General features: G+C 72.7%; 14 protein-coding genes. 4 read left to right on the top strand and 10 right to left on the bottom strand.

Annotation, left to right across the window (positions count from 1 at the left end; all coding sequences use genetic code 11):
• Positions 1-40: 40 nt before the first annotated feature.
• From ACSSS0_RS15665 to ACSSS0_RS15690, 6 genes are all read right to left on the bottom strand, one after another.
• A complete protein-coding gene (locus tag ACSSS0_RS15665; protein WP_487228712.1) occupies positions 41-1,324 on the bottom strand; it encodes a S1C family serine protease in 1,284 nt (427 codons plus the stop codon).
• Between the two features lie 68 nt (positions 1,325-1,392).
• Complete coding sequence (locus ACSSS0_RS15670) at positions 1,393-2,907, bottom strand: sensor histidine kinase (RefSeq protein ID WP_487228713.1); 1,515 nt, start codon at positions 2,905-2,907, stop codon at positions 1,393-1,395.
• Between the two features lie 13 nt (positions 2,908-2,920).
• Positions 2,921-3,643, bottom strand: a complete 723-nt coding sequence (locus ACSSS0_RS15675; RefSeq protein ID WP_487228714.1) for a response regulator transcription factor — start codon at positions 3,641-3,643, stop codon at positions 2,921-2,923.
• Positions 3,644-3,781: 138 nt separating this feature from the next.
• Complete coding sequence (locus tag ACSSS0_RS15680; RefSeq protein WP_020145649.1) at positions 3,782-3,958, bottom strand: hypothetical protein; 177 nt, start codon at positions 3,956-3,958, stop codon at positions 3,782-3,784.
• Between the two features lie 126 nt (positions 3,959-4,084).
• Positions 4,085-4,549 carry a peptidase inhibitor family I36 protein gene (locus ACSSS0_RS15685; protein ID WP_435987012.1) on the bottom strand — a complete coding sequence of 155 codons (465 nt, stop codon included), beginning with the start codon at positions 4,547-4,549 and terminating at the stop codon, positions 4,085-4,087.
• Positions 4,550-4,646: 97 nt separating this feature from the next.
• The gene (locus ACSSS0_RS15690) at positions 4,647-6,299 is read right to left on the bottom strand and encodes a DNA repair helicase XPB (protein WP_487228715.1); all 1,653 of its coding nucleotides are present in this window, start codon (positions 6,297-6,299) and stop codon (positions 4,647-4,649) included.
• Between the two features lie 104 nt (positions 6,300-6,403).
• Between ACSSS0_RS15690 and ACSSS0_RS15695 the strand changes: the two genes are divergently transcribed.
• Positions 6,404-7,336 (top strand): hydroxymethylglutaryl-CoA lyase, encoded by a 933-nt coding sequence (locus ACSSS0_RS15695; protein WP_435987011.1) that lies wholly within the window; start codon positions 6,404-6,406, stop codon positions 7,334-7,336.
• 109 nt (positions 7,337-7,445) lie between these two features.
• Here ACSSS0_RS15695 and ACSSS0_RS15700 read toward each other — a convergent pair whose 3' ends face one another.
• Together ACSSS0_RS15700 and ACSSS0_RS15705 are read right to left on the bottom strand one after the other, a co-directional pair.
• The gene (locus ACSSS0_RS15700; protein WP_487228716.1) at positions 7,446-7,820 is read right to left on the bottom strand and encodes a DNA polymerase ligase N-terminal domain-containing protein; all 375 of its coding nucleotides are present in this window, start codon (positions 7,818-7,820) and stop codon (positions 7,446-7,448) included.
• A 6-nt stretch (positions 7,821-7,826) separates the two neighbouring features.
• On the bottom strand, positions 7,827-10,244 hold the full coding sequence (locus tag ACSSS0_RS15705) for a helicase-associated domain-containing protein (protein ID WP_487228717.1): 2,418 nt from the start codon (positions 10,242-10,244) through the stop codon (positions 7,827-7,829).
• A 71-nt stretch (positions 10,245-10,315) separates the two neighbouring features.
• Between ACSSS0_RS15705 and ACSSS0_RS15710 the strand changes: the two genes are divergently transcribed.
• Positions 10,316-11,257: an aldose 1-epimerase family protein gene (locus ACSSS0_RS15710; protein WP_487228718.1), complete on the top strand. Its 942-nt coding sequence runs from the start codon at positions 10,316-10,318 to the stop codon at positions 11,255-11,257.
• An 84-nt stretch (positions 11,258-11,341) separates the two neighbouring features.
• Here the strand turns inward: ACSSS0_RS15710 and ACSSS0_RS15715 are convergent, their stop codons facing one another.
• A complete protein-coding gene (locus ACSSS0_RS15715; protein WP_487228719.1) occupies positions 11,342-11,818 on the bottom strand; it encodes an SRPBCC family protein in 477 nt (158 codons plus the stop codon).
• Between the two features lie 148 nt (positions 11,819-11,966).
• On the opposite strand from ACSSS0_RS15715, the gene ACSSS0_RS15720 reads away from it, so the two are divergent.
• A complete protein-coding gene (locus ACSSS0_RS15720) occupies positions 11,967-12,362 on the top strand; it encodes a cold-shock protein (protein ID WP_435987006.1) in 396 nt (131 codons plus the stop codon).
• A gap of 4 nt (positions 12,363-12,366) precedes the next feature.
• Positions 12,367-13,251, top strand: a complete 885-nt coding sequence (locus ACSSS0_RS15725) for a DUF3027 domain-containing protein (protein WP_487228720.1) — start codon at positions 12,367-12,369, stop codon at positions 13,249-13,251.
• Between the two features lie 72 nt (positions 13,252-13,323).
• Here the strand turns inward: ACSSS0_RS15725 and ACSSS0_RS15730 are convergent, their stop codons facing one another.
• Positions 13,324-13,596, bottom strand: a complete 273-nt coding sequence (locus ACSSS0_RS15730; protein ID WP_487228721.1) for a DUF2530 domain-containing protein — start codon at positions 13,594-13,596, stop codon at positions 13,324-13,326.
• Positions 13,597-13,610: the final 14 nt, after the last annotated feature.

Here is a 13,610-nt window from a genome sequence, read left to right on the forward strand (position 1 = left end):
GTCGTCACCCTGTCCGTGACCCGGCGCGAAGTGGAGGGGATCAGTTCGAGCTGGCCGGCTTGACGGCGAGCGTCACGGGGACGTCCTGGCGGGCGCCGTCCCGGATCACGGTCAGCGTGGTCTTGTCGCCGGCGGTCATCTCACGGATCTGGGCGACGAGGGCCGTCGCCGAGTCGATGCGCTGACCGTCGACGGCGATGACGACGTCGCCGTTCTTGATGCCGGCGTTCGCCGCCGGCGTCCCGCCGTTGACCGAGACGACCTGGGCCCCGGCCCGCTTGGCGCTGCCGTCGGAGACCACCGTGTCGCGGGTGCTGACCCCGAGGAAGGCGTGCTCGGCCTTGCCGCTCTTGATGAGCTGGTCGGCGATCGACTTGGCCTCCTTGACCGGGATGGCGAAGCCGATGCCGATGTTGCCGCTCTGGCTGCCGCTCGAGCTCTGGCCCAGGGACGCGATCGAGCTGTTGATGCCGATGAGCTCGCCCTTGGCGTTGACGAGGGCGCCACCGGAGTTGCCCGGGTTGATCGCGGCCGACGTCTGGATGGCGTTGGTCACGACCTCGTCACCGGACGCCTGCTGCTGACCGAGGGGCGACTCGCTCGACGTCCCGGTGCTGACCGGGCGGTTGAGCGCCGACACGATGCCCGTCGTGACGGTGCCCGACAGGCCGAGCGGGTTGCCGACGGCCATGGCCGGGTCGCCGACCTTGAGGGCCTCGGAGTCCCCGAGGGTGATCGGCGTCAGGTCGCTCGGTCCGTTGGTGAGCTTGATGACGGCCAGGTCGGTCGAGGGGTCCGTGCCGACGATGGTCGCGGCGTAGGTGCGCCCGTCGTTCAGCGTCACGGTGATGTCGCCGTTGCCGGTCGCGTCGCCGACGACGTGGTTGTTGGTCAGGATGTGGCCGCTCTTGTCGAAGACGACCCCCGAGCCGGCGCCCGAGCCCTGCTGGGTCGTCACGTCGATGCTGACGACGCTCGGCGTCACGGCGGCGGACACGGCGGTCCAGTCGGGAGCGGTGGCGTTGCCCTGCACGACCGTCGGGGAGGACCCCTGGTTCTGGTTCGTCGTCGACGCGGTGGTCGTCGCGGTGGGGGTGCCCTGGTCGCCGAGCTGCGTGGCGGCATACGTGCCTCCGCTCGCGAGGACGGCTGCTAGCAGCGCGACGCCGAGCGTCTGCCCGATGCGGCTCTCGCGCTTGGGAGCCGGGCGGCTTCCCTCACCCAGGGGCGGCGTCGGCGGAGCCGGCGGCGCGGGTGGTGCGGACTGGCCGTAGTAGCTGCCCTGCGGGATCTGCTGGGTGTGGTCCTCAGGTGCCAGGGTCATGGCTCCTCCTCGCTGTGGTCTGTTGTCTCCATGACATCGACCCAGCTTTGGACGACGTTGTGGTGTTCCTAGGAATCCGCTGTGCCTTGTGGCGACCGATGGTGACGTGGCTCACTCGCGGCGCGGGCGACCGGCAGCTCGACGACGACCGTGGCCCCACCGCCGGTGGTCTCGTCGACCCGGACGGTGCCACCGTGCGCCTCGATGATCGCCTGGACGATGGCCAGGCCGAGCCCGTTGCCGCCGCCCTGGCCACGGCTACGGCTGCGGTCCGCGCGGTAGAAGCGCTCGAAGACGTCGGCGCGGGCGTCCTCGGGTATGCCGTGTCCGTGGTCCCGCACGTGGAGCGCGACGTGCTGGGCGTCGACCCGTCCGACGAGGATCTCGATGGGCGTGCCGTCGGGTGTGTGCACGCGCGCGTTGGTGACGAGGTTGGTCACGACCTGCCGCAGCTGCCGCTCGTCGGCCTGCAGCTCGGTCGGCTCGATCGGTCCGCTGATGCCGGTCGCGACGATGTGCCGGCCCGGCGCGATGGTGCGCGCGTCCTGGGCCGCGTCGGCCGCGAGGACGGCGAGGTCGACGGTCTGCAGCTCGAGGGGACGCTCGCCGTCGAGGCGGGCGAGGGTCAGCAGGTCCTCGACGAGCCCGCTCATCCGGTGCGCCTCGGACTCGATGCGCCCCATCGCCCCGGTGACGGCGTCGGACGTGGGCAGCGCGCCCTGGCGGTAGAGCTCGGCGTAGCCACCGACGGCGGCCAGGGGGGTGCGCAGCTCGTGCGACGCGTCGGCGATGAAGCGGCGCATCTTCTCCTCGTTGGCGTCCCGCACGGCGAAGCTCTGCTCGATGCGGGCGAGCATCGCGTTGAGGGAGCGGGAGAGGGAGGCGACCTCGTCGTCGGTGTCGGGCACGTCGACGCGCTGGGTGAGGTCGCCCACGGCGATCTGTGCGGCGGTGTCCTCGATGCGGGTCAGGGGCCGGAACGTGCGGCGCACGAGGTACCAGCCGAGGAGTGCCGTCAGCAGCAGGGCGATGGCGCCGATGCCGGCGGCATAGAAGAGGAACTGGCTGACGGTGGACTCGAGGGGCCGCAGGGGCAGCGCGACCTCGACGATGCCCGTGCCCGCGTCGTTGAGCCTGGCGTGTGCGATCCACCGGCCCTCACCGGTGGCGGAGCCGACCTCGAACGTCGACGGCTCGAGGATGTTCGTGTCGGTGAGGCTCGGCGTGGGCAGGGCGGGCGTCGCCGGCTCCACGAGGACGGCGTCGCGGAGGTTCGTGACCTCCCCGGTCGACAGGTCGAGCACCTTGGCGGTGAAGTTCGAGGGCAGCTGCGAGCCCGTGGCCTGCAGCTCGGACAGCTCGACCGACGCCAGGCTCGCGGCGTAGACGTCGAGCTCCTGCTCCGTCTGGTTGACGAGGTAGGCACGCAGCAGCGCGCTGACCACGAGGGAGGTGACGGCAAGGGCCACGGCGATGAGGCCGAGGGTGACGCCGAGCAGTCGCCAGCGCAGCGGGACGGCGCGCAGGCGGCGCGAGAGGGACCGGTGGCCGGGATCGGCGGCCGGGGCCGCCGCGGCTGTCACGTCGGGCACCTCGTCAGGAGGCGGTCAGCTCTGGGGGCACCCGGAGAACGTAACCCACGCCGCGCTTGGTGTGGATGAGCGAGGGGCCGTCGGCGTCGATCTTGCGCCGGAGGTAGGAGATGTAGGACTCGACGATGCCGGACTCGCCGCGGAAGTCGTAGTCCCAGACGTGGTCGAGGATCTGCAGCTTCGACAGAACACGGTTGGGGTTGAGCAGCAGGTAGCGCAGCAGCTTGAACTCGGTGGGGGACAGGTCGATGACCCGGCCGCCCCGGCGCACCTCGTGGGAGTCCTCGTTGAGCTCGAGGTCGTGGAAGCGCAGCGTCGCGCCGTCGTCGGCCTGCCCCCGGGTGCGGCGCAGCACGGCCCGGATGCGGGCGATGACCTCCTCGAGGCTGAACGGCTTGGTGACGTAGTCGTCGCCGCCCACCGTGAGGCCCTGGATCTTGTCGCCCGTCGCGTCGCGCGCGGTGACGAAGACGATCGGCTGCTGGCGGCCGCGGTCGCGCAGGCGCCGGGTCACCTCGAAGCCGTCGACGTCGGGGAGCATGACGTCGAGCACGACGAGGTCGGGCTCGCACTCCGCCGCCATGGCGAGGGCGGTCGTGCCGTCACCGGCCGTCTCGACCTCGAAGCCCGCGAAGCGGAGTGACGTCGCGAGGAGCTCGCGGATGTTCGGCTCGTCCTCGACGACGAGCAGGCGAGCCTCGGGGGCCGCAGCTGTCTGGGTGTCCACGATCCCAGTGTCAGGGTGTTCGCTGGGAGTTCGCTGGGAACGGCTGGTTCTTCGGGTGCGACGGCGGACGCATCGGGCACGGCCAAGCGGTTCGAGAGGGTCGCGGCCTCACCCTCTCAGATGCCCGGGCTCTCGCCGTCAGCGCTTGCGGGCCTTGGCGAGGGCCTTCTTGAAGTCCTTGCCGCACATCGAGGCGCAGTCCTGCGCGCAGAGTCGCTTGATCACCACGGGGCACCTCGTGCACCGCGGGCTGTCCTTGCAGCACTTGGACTTCGGCTTGAGCTTCGCCACGTCCTTGGCCTTGAGCTTGCCCACGACGTCGATGCTAAATAGGTAAGGCTTGTCTGACCTAATTGAGCCGCTGGGTGAGACGGCTGCGGACTGGACGGGGGCCCGGACGTGATGCCCGGGCCCCGTCGCCCGCCCGTCTGGGTGACGGCGTCAGGCCCAGGTCTGGTCGCGGTCGATGCAGGCGCCCGTGTCGACGACGAAGAACGACGACACCTTGTTCTTGAGGTTCTTGGCACCGAGGTTGACCTGCTCGCCCGGGTCCAGGCGGTAGGGCGGCGTGGCCCCTTCACTGCATCCAGCGCCCTCGAACACCCAGACGTACTCACCGGTGTGGTTGATGACGGAGGCGGCGTTGTCGTTGACCTGCACGCCCCAGCCGCTCCGGCCCGACGGGCCGTCGGTGAAGAGCTCGTTGCCCATCGTCGCGTCGCTGTACTGGTAGTCGGCGCGAGCACCGCCGAAGTCGCTGTTGAAGTAGAAGCAGACCCGGTTGGTCGGGCACGTGGTCCCACTGCCCGACGCGGAGCCGGTGGTCGCCGATGTGACTGCGACGACGCCCGAGAGGGCGAGGGTGGCGGCGAGGATCCTGCGGACGGTGCGGCGTGGTGTGGTCATGTGACATCCCCTGTCGTCAGACGGTGCCGTCGGCTCTGACGGCGGGCCTCACGATGCCATCCGTCGCGGCACGTGTCGCGTCGAAAGGCGCATGCGGTCAGAGGTCGTCGGCGTCGACGATGCGGTACGCGTACCCCTGCTCGGCGAGGAAGCGCTGACGGTGCGCGGCGAAGTCGGCGTCGACGGTGTCGCGGCTGACGATCGTGTAGAAGTGCGCGGTGCGCCCGTCGCCCTTGGGGCGCAGGACCCGCCCGAGACGCTGGGCCTCCTCCTGGCGCGAGCCGAAGGTGCCGCTGATCTGGATCGCGACGCTCGCCTCGGGCAGGTCGATGGAGAAGTTCGCGACCTTGCTGACGACGAGCGTCGTGATCTCGCCCGTGCGGAACGCGTCGTAGAGGCGCTGGCGCTCCTTGACGGTCGTCTCGCCGGTGATGACCTCGGCACCGAGCCGCTCGGCCACCTCGTGGAGCTGGTCGAGGTACTGCCCGATGACGAGCGTCGGCTCGCCGACGTGCTGCTTGGCCAGGGCCTCGACGACGGGGAGCTTGGCGTCTGAGCACGACGCGAGGCGGTAGCGGTCCTCCGGCTCGCTCACGGCATACGCGAGGCGTTGGCCCTCGGGGAGCGTGACGCGCACCTCGACGCAGTCGGCGGGAGCGATGTAACCCTGGGCCTCGATGTCCTTCCACGGCGCGTCGAAGCGCTTCGGGCCGATGAGGCTGAAGACGTCGGCCTCGCGGCCGTCCTCGCGCACGAGCGTCGCGGTGAGCCCGAGACGGCGACGCGCCTGGAGGTCGGCCGTCATCCGGAAGATCGGCGCGGGCAGCAGGTGGACCTCGTCGTAGACGATGAGGCCCCAGTCGCGGGCGTCGAGCAGGTCGAGGTGCGCGTAGGCGCCCTTCCGCTTCGTCGTCAGCACCTGGTAGGTCGCGATCGTGACCGGACGGATCTCCTTGCGCGCACCGGAGTACTCGCCGATCTCGTCCTCGGTCAGCGTCGTGCGCCGGATCAGCTCGTCCTTCCACTGCCGCGCGCTGACCGTGTTCGTCACGAGGATGAGGGTCGTCGCCTTGGCAGCAGCCATGGCGCCGGCGCCGACGAGCGTCTTGCCCGCGCCACAGGGGAGGACGACGACGCCCGACCCGCCGTGCCAGAAGCCGTCGACGGCGTGCTGCTGGTAGGGCCGCAGGTGCCAGTCGGCCTGGTCGAGGTCGATGGGGTGGGCCTCCCCGTCGACGTAGCCGGCGAGGTCCTCGGCCGGCCAGCCGACCTTGAGCAGCTCCTGCTTGAGCGTGCCGCGCTCGCTCGGGTGCACGACGACGGCGAGGTCGTCGAGGCGTTCGCCGGTCAGGGGCTTGATCTTCTTGTGCCGCAGCACCTCCTCGAGCACCGGGCGGTCCGTCGTGCGCAGCACGAGGCGGGTGCCCTCCGGGCTGTCGGCGAGGCCCTCCTTGGTCAGGGTGAGGCGGCCGTAACGGTCCATCGTGTCGGCCACGTCGACGAGCAGCGCGTTGGGGACGGCATACCGGCTGTGCGTGATGAGGGCGTCGACGACCTGCTCGGCGTCGTGGCCGGCCGCGCGGGCGTTCCACAGGCCGAGCGGCGTGATGCGGTAGGTGTGGACGTGCTCCGGGGCGCGCTCGAGCTCGGCGAACGGCGCGATGGCGCGGCGCGCGGCTTCGGCGTTCGGGTGGTCGACCTCGAGGAGGAGGGTCTTGTCGCTCTGGACGATCAGGGGTCCGTCATTCATCGTGTGGGGACAACTCCGAGCGTGGGTCGAGGTATTCCGTCGGTGCCCCTCGCGAGCCGATACCTCGGCCCGGGCGCGGAGCGTGCTGGTGACAGTATGGGCGCATGCGATCCCCACAGGTCGAGGCGGCGACGGGGCTGCCCCCGAAGGTGACGATCTACGAGGTCGGTCCGCGCGACGGCCTGCAGAACGAGAAGACCGTCGTCCCGGCCGCCACGAAGGTCGAGTTCATCCGCCGCCTCGAGGCCGCGGGGCTCGGCACCATCGAGACGACGTCGTTCGTCCCGGCCCGGTGGGTCCCGCAGATGGGCGACGCCGAGGAGGTGCTCGCCGGTCTCGGCGGCGACGGCCTCGGACGCCGCCGGCCCGCCCTCGTGCCCAACGAGCGCGGCCTCGACCGCGCCGAGGAGCTCGGCCTGAGCGCCATCGCGATCTTCGGCTCGGCCACCGAGACCTTCGCGCAGAAGAACCTCAACCGGTCGGTCACCGAGCAGTACGCCATGTTCGAGCCGGTCGTGAAGCGAGCGCTCGCCGACGGGATGTGGGTGCGGGCCTACGTCTCGATGTGCTTCGGCGACCCGTGGGAGGGGCCCGTGCCGGTCGATCAGGTCGTCGACACGGCCGAGCGCCTCATGGACCTCGGCTGCCACGAGCTGAGCCTCGGCGACACGATCGGCGTGGGCACCACCGGCCACGTGCACCGGCTGCTCGAGGCGCTCGCCGCCCGGGGCATCGGCACCGACCGCGTCGCCGTGCACTTCCACGACACCTACGGCCAGGCGCTCGCCAACACGATGGCCGCCCTGCGCGACGGGGTGTCGGTCGTCGACGCGGCGGCGGGCGGTCTCGGCGGCTGCCCCTACGCGAAGTCGGCCACCGGCAACCTCGCGACCGAGGACCTGGTCTGGGCCCTGCACGGGGCGGGCGTCGAGACGGGCGTCGACCTCGAAGCGCTCGTCGAGACGTCGGTGTGGATGGCGGGGCAGCTGGGCCGCCCGTCGCCGAGCAACGTCGTGCGCGCCCTCGCCGGCGCCTGACCACCCCTACCCGTCGAAAGGCCACGAACCGGGCCTTGCACCGTCGAAGGGCCACGAACCGGGGCCCGGTTTGTGGCCCTTCGACGGTGGAAGGCCCGGGGGGCGTGCGTCAGGTGGTCGGCTGGTCCTTGGTGAGGTGGAGCAGCCAGTCGCGATCGGTACGGATCAGGGCGTAGCGGCGTGCGCCGTCCCGACCGTGGAGCACGAACACCATCCGGTGGTCGTCGCGCGACTCCTCCTCCCACCAGCCGGTGTCGGCCACCGACTTGTGCTCGTCGGTGTAGGTGAGGTGGTCCATGTCGTGGTCGTCGACCGCGACGGCCAGGCGGTCGTGACGGCTCGTCGTCGGCAGCCCCTTCGGCACCGCCCACGAGCGCAGGACGCCGTCCTCCTCGAGCCGCAGGTCGAAGTGCGGCCGTGGCTTCCGGTGGTCGTGGAGCACGTATGCCGGCCGGTGGCCTCCGCGGACGTCGTTGCCTCCCAAGGCAGCTCAGCTCTCGAGCGTCGCGCCGGTGATCCGGTGGACCGAGAACGACTTCTCGTGGCCGGACTCGTCGGTGGCCCGGACCCGGCCGCCCTCGACCTTCTGCGGGTGGATGAGGTGACGGCTCGTGGCGCCGTGCCCGTCGGAGTAGCCGATCCAGACCCCGTGCCGGTCGGCGACCGCGTCGCGCAGCAGCGAGAGGGTCACGACGGGGTCCATCGCCTGGATGCGCGGGCCGGGCCGCGTCTCGTCCTCGACGCGTCGCTGGTCGGCCGTCGCCTCGGCCGCGCGCAGCCCGTCGACGAGCGACTGGGTGTAGGGCCGGTCGACCGGCGAGACCATCGGGCCGGGGCCGCGGCGACGTGACCCAGCGCGGCGGCGGGGCGTCTCGGCGTGGACGACGGCGCCGTCCTGCCCCTCGTGCACCGGGGCGAACCCGTTGTCGCGCAGGAGGTCGACGAGCACGCGCGGGTCCGCCGACGACACGAGCACCGTCGGGGCGAGCCGTCGCAGGCGCAGGGGGGTGAGGTCTCGTGAGGCGAGCATCGTGTCGAGCACGGCCTCGTCGTCGGAGCGGATGTAGGCCGCGGCTCCGCCGATGCGGGTCTGGCCGTGCTTGCGCGCGACGTCGGCGACGAGGTACTCGAGCGGCTGCGGCACCGGGGTGCGGCTGGACCGACGCACCGTCTCGGTGAAGTCGGCCGCGGTCCACCCGGCGTCGAGCGCGCGGCGCACCGACTCGGGCGTGAAGCGGTAGACGGTGGCGCCGCCGCGGGACTCGACGTCGGCGGCGAGGCGCATGAACGACCCGAGACCGCCGACGAGCGGCCCGGGGGCGACCGCCGTGAGGTCGGCCTGGACGAGGATGTGGTCGACGGGCGAGGGCAGGTGCGCCGACATGGCCGCGGCCACCGCCTCGGCGACCGCTCCGGCGTCGGCCGAGGCCTGCTCGGTCGAGGTGGTCCCGGCACCCGAGTCGCTCGAGCGATCGCTCCGACCCCGGGCGGCGCGCTTGCCGTTCGAGGTGCTCGCGCCACCCGCCGTGCCCACGCCACCACCTCGACCCGGGGAGGCCGGGGGGAGGAGCGGTGCGACGAGCGCACGGCCGGCCTCGGACAGGGCGCCGCGGCCGGTGACGCCGAGCCACTCGGACTCGCGCAGCACCGCCTCGACGGCCTCGTCGAGGACGGCGGCGGACCGGTTCGGGCGGCGCCAGGCGAGGCGCTCGCGCAGGGAGGTGTGGTCCGGAGCGCTGCCCGGCTCGAGCGAGGCGAGCTCGCGCAGGACCTCGCGCCGGATCGCGCGGATCGCCGGCCACTGCACGTCCGGGCCGAGGGCGTTGGCCGGTCCGGTGCCGGTGCCGCGCCGACCGACGAGGTGCGGTGCGCGGGTCGACCCGAGCCAGGCCACGGCCAGCGTCGCCCACCGGTGCCCGGCCTCGCTCGAGCTCCACTCGTCGATCTCCGACGTGGGAGCCCACACCGGCACGACCTCGCCGTCGTCGGCGACGAGCCCGGCGGCATACGCGAGCTCGACGACGAAGGCCGTGTGCTCGGGGTCGAGGTCGAGCGCCATCTGCGTCACCCGGAGGTCGCGGACCGACAGGCCGCCGGCACGCAGCACCCGGGGCGGGTCGGCGCCCCACGCCGCGGCGAGCTCGTCGAGGTGGGTCAGGCACTCGCTCGCGGCACCGCCGGCGGCGGCGTCGACGACTGAGACGGGTCGGGCCTCGATGTCGGGCGGCGTCAGCTCGGCCGACCGGTGCAGCCGGCCCTCGCGCAGCACGAGCCCGACCTCGCGGGGGAGCGCGACGCGGTCGGTCGACACGGGGACGAGCAGGTGGTGCTCGAGCAGCCACCGGGCCGTCGTGCGTCCCGGTGTCGCCGTGGGCAGGACGCCGAAGGCCGGCCCCCACGTCATCCGCTCGAGCATCGCGCGCGAGTCGTCCGGCGCCTCGGCGACGGTGGCCCGGATGCGGTCGGGGTCGGCGTCCTCGGGGAGCGAGGAGGGGCGCAGCTCACGCATCGGCGCGCCGAGTCCGGCGACTGCCGTGCCGAGGACCTCGGGCACCGTGCGCACGACGTGGTCACCGTCGACGCCCCGCCAGAGCAGCGCCGAGCGCCAGAGGTCCTGCACGATCGCGTCGACGGTCGCCGCGTCGTCGGTGCCGAGCAGCCGGAGCAGCGCGCTGCGCTCGGCCGCGTCGCCCGCGACGACGACGGCCTCGAGCACCTGGAGGTGGCCCCGGTCGAGCGCCTCGACGGCGCGCTGGACGCTGGCCCGGGTGCCGGCACGCGCGGCCAGGCTCGTCAGGTCGGCCGGCGCCGGGCGCGCGAGATCCGGGCGCGCGAGCACGAGGTCGATGAGCTCTGCGTCGCTGCGACCGCGGATGTCGTCGGCGAGGCTCCGGCTCGGGGTGGCCATCCTCCCAACCTACTGCCCGCCACGCCGTGCCCCCGACTCGCGGCGGGGCCACGCCCGCTAGCGTTGCCCCCATGAGCGCGCTCTCACCGGCCACACCCCCCGAGCCGGCCCCGGCGCATCCGACCGGGCAGCAGTGGACCATCGGGCACGGCCCGTTCGAGGCGACCGTCGTCGAGGTCGGAGGCGGCCTGCGCACGCTCACTCGTGACGGGGTCGACCTCGTCGCCGGCTACGGCGTCGACGAGACGTGTGCGTCGGGCCGCGGCCAGCAGCTCATGCCCTGGCCCAACCGGATCCGCGACGGGCGCTACACGTTCGCGGGCACCGAGCACCAGCTGTCGGTCACCGAGGTCCCCCGCGGCAACGCGAGCCACGGACTCGTCCGCTGGGCGCTCTGGGAGCTCGTCGAGCACGAGGACGACCGCGTCACCGTCGGCTACCGGCTGCACCCGCAGCCGGGGTGGGACCACTTCCTCGACCTGCGCACCACCTACCTGCTCGACGACTCGGGCCTCGTCGTGACGACGGCCGCTCGCAACGTCGGACCGTCGGAGGCGCCCTTCGGCTACGGCGCCCACCCCTACCTCGCCATCGGCGAGACCCTGCTGCCCGACGTCGAGCTGCGCATCCCGGGCGCGACGTGGGTCGAGGTCGACGAGCGGCTGCTCCCCGCTGCGAACCGTCCCGTCGACGGCGAGCCCTACGACTTCCGCGAGCGACGCCCCGTCGGCGACGCCCGCCTCGACACGGCCTACACCGACGTCCTGCGTGACGCCGACGGCATGTGGCGCGCCACCGTGTCGGCCGCCGACCGCACGACGACGCTCTGGGCCGACGCCGCCTTCCCGTGGCTGCAGGTCTTCACCGCCATCGCCGAGGACCGCAAGGGCGAGGTCGGCATCGCCGTCGAGCCGATGAGCTGCCCCGCCGACGCCTTCAACTCGGGCGACGGTCTCGTCGTCCTGGGCCCGGGCCAGGAGTGGACCGGCACGTGGGGCATCTCCCCGGCCTGACCGGGTCGTCCGGGCCCGCCGGGTCCGCCGGGTCCGCCGGGTCCGCCGGGTCCGCCGGGTCCGCCGGCGAGCCCACCTGACGGGTCACCCGCGGAGCAGCACGTCCGACGTCTGCTCGAGGGCCTGACGGGCGTAGCCCCGCCACATCCGGCCGACGAGCGGCAGGACGCGGGCGGCATACGAGGTCGTCGCGTGCAGCGTCCAGCTCCACGTCACCCGCACGCCCGTGCCCTCCGGCGCGAAGGCCCAGCGTCCGTCGACGTGGGAGACCAGCGGCTTGAACGCCCCGGTGAAGTCGGTGAGGACGTAGTCGAAGCGCTCGGGGCGCACCACCTCGGTCAGGCGCTCACGCATCGTGCCGCCGTCGGCGAGGGCGATCGTCCGGGTCTGCCCGACCTCGCCCCACGGCCCGGTCTGGTCGCGCACCTCGCGGATCGGCGGGAGCAGACCGTAGCGCCGCGACATGAGGTCGGTCAGCGGGTGTGGGAGCAGGCGGTCGTACGCGTCGGCGACCTCGACGGGGACGGCGCGGGAGCACTCGAGGTGCAGGGGCGTGGGCATGCCCCAGCGTAGGTCGGCCGATCGGGGTCCCGGCGCCTGCGCGGCGCGAAATCCGGCTTGCCCCGAGCCGTTAGGCTGGAGCGGAGCGCAAGGAGCGCCATCGAGTCGTGCCGTGGTGCGGCCGACCGAGAACTGAACGAGGTGGACTGTGCCGACTGGCAAGGTCAGGTTCTACGACGCGGACAAGGGCTTCGGATTCATCTCCGAGGACTCCGGCGCGGACGTCTTCCTGCACGCGAACGCGCTCCCCGAGGGCGTCACGACCCTGAAGAAGGGCGTGCGTGTCGAGTTCGGCATCGTCGAGGGCCGCAAGGGTGCCCAGGCGCTGTCGGTCAAGGTGCTCGACCCGGTCCAGTCCGTCGCCGCCAACAAGACCGCACAGACCCGCCGCACGCCGGAGGAGCTCACCGTCATCATCGAGGACGTCGTGCAGCTCCTCGACGGCGTCGGCAACGGCTACCGCGCCGGACGCCGTCCCGACCGCAAGCTCGCCTCCAACGTCGCCCGCGCCCTGCGCGGCCTCGCGGACGAGCTGGAGAAGTGAGCTCATGACCGTCACCACCCCCAAGACGGATGCCGTGCTGCTGGCCGCGTCCGACCTCGCCCGCAGCGTCCTCGAGGAGGTCGCCGAGCCCGGGACCATCGGCGCCCACCTCGGCATGGACCTGCTCGAGGAGCGCCTCGGCATGCACTGGTTCGAGTGCACGTCGCCGGGCTACCGCGGGTGGCGCTGGGGCGTCAGCGTCGCCCGGGTGTCGCGCGCCAAGGTGGCGACGGTCTGCGAGACCAACCTGCTGCCCGGTCCCGACGCCGTCCTCGCACCCGAGTGGCTGCCGTATGCCGACCGGCTCGCTCCCGGCGACCTCGGCGCCGGCGACGTGCTGCCGTTCCGCCCCTACGACCCCAACCTCGAGGCCGGGTTCGAGGCCACGGGCGAGGAGGACGTCGACCAGATGGCCTTCTTCGAGCTCGGCCTCGGCCGTCCGCGCGTGCTCTCGGCCGAGGGCCGTGAGGTCGCCGCGAGCCGCTGGTACGCCGGCGAGAACGGCCCGACGGCCGAGATCGCGGCCAAGGCCAGCGAGCGCTGCACGACGTGCGGCTACTTCCTGCCGATGGCGGGGGCGCTGCGGGTGACGTTCGGCGTGTGCGCCAACGAGTGGAGCCCGTCCGACGGCCGCGTCGTCTCGCTCGACCACGGCTGCGGAGCCCACTCCGAGACCGACATGGACCACCCCGAGCCGACGCCGATCGGCGAGCCCATCGTCGACGAGTTCGCCGTCGACCTCGAGCCCGCCGAGCGCGCGGCCGAGGGCGACGAGGCGCAGGACGAGCAGGCGCAGGACGAGCAGGCGCAGGACGACGGTGACCAGCCGACGGAGGAGCAGGCTCCGGTCGAGGAGTCGCACGGCTCCGACGACCCCGTCACCGACTGACGGCACCCGACCACGGACGAACCACCCGGCATACCCGGGTGGTTCGTGCTTCTCGGGGAGCCGGGTGGGGACTCAGGCGGCGTCGCTCGCGTTGCCGCGGCCCCGGCGCACGTAGGCCCAGCCGATCGAGCCGAGCACGAAACCGGCCACGCACGTCCACGGCCACCAGTCGCGGTCACCCTCGTGCAGGGCGGGCACGACGAGGACGACGACGAGGGCGACGACCCACACGGCGAGCCCCACCTCGATGATCCGCAGCATCGGCACGGGCAGCGGCGCGATCGGCTCGGGCGTCGTCGGCTCGGACGGGCGCGCCGGCACGTCGGGGGTGGTCTCGTCGGTCACACGGACAGCCTAGG

The organism is Terrabacter sp. R4-6 (assembly GCF_057529065.1).

What these genes read in the sequence shown, in the direction of transcription:
- ACSSS0_RS15705 (WP_487228717.1), bottom strand. Translation starts at nt 10,244, where the DNA reads ATGGCCACCCCGAGCCGGAGCCTCGCCGACGACATCCGCGGTCGCAGC.
- ACSSS0_RS15710 (WP_487228718.1), top strand. Translation starts at nt 10,316, where the DNA reads ATGAGCGCGCTCTCACCGGCCACACCCCCCGAGCCGGCCCCGGCGCAT.
- ACSSS0_RS15715 (WP_487228719.1), bottom strand. Translation starts at nt 11,818, where the DNA reads ATGCCCACGCCCCTGCACCTCGAGTGCTCCCGCGCCGTCCCCGTCGAG.
- ACSSS0_RS15725 (WP_487228720.1), top strand. Translation starts at nt 12,367, where the DNA reads ATGACCGTCACCACCCCCAAGACGGATGCCGTGCTGCTGGCCGCGTCC.
- ACSSS0_RS15695 (WP_435987011.1), top strand. Translation starts at nt 6,404, where the DNA reads ATGCGATCCCCACAGGTCGAGGCGGCGACGGGGCTGCCCCCGAAGGTG.
- ACSSS0_RS15690 (WP_487228715.1), bottom strand. Translation starts at nt 6,299, where the DNA reads ATGAATGACGGACCCCTGATCGTCCAGAGCGACAAGACCCTCCTCCTC.
- ACSSS0_RS15685 (WP_435987012.1), bottom strand. Translation starts at nt 4,549, where the DNA reads ATGACCACACCACGCCGCACCGTCCGCAGGATCCTCGCCGCCACCCTC.
- ACSSS0_RS15665 (WP_487228712.1), bottom strand. Translation starts at nt 1,324, where the DNA reads ATGACCCTGGCACCTGAGGACCACACCCAGCAGATCCCGCAGGGCAGC.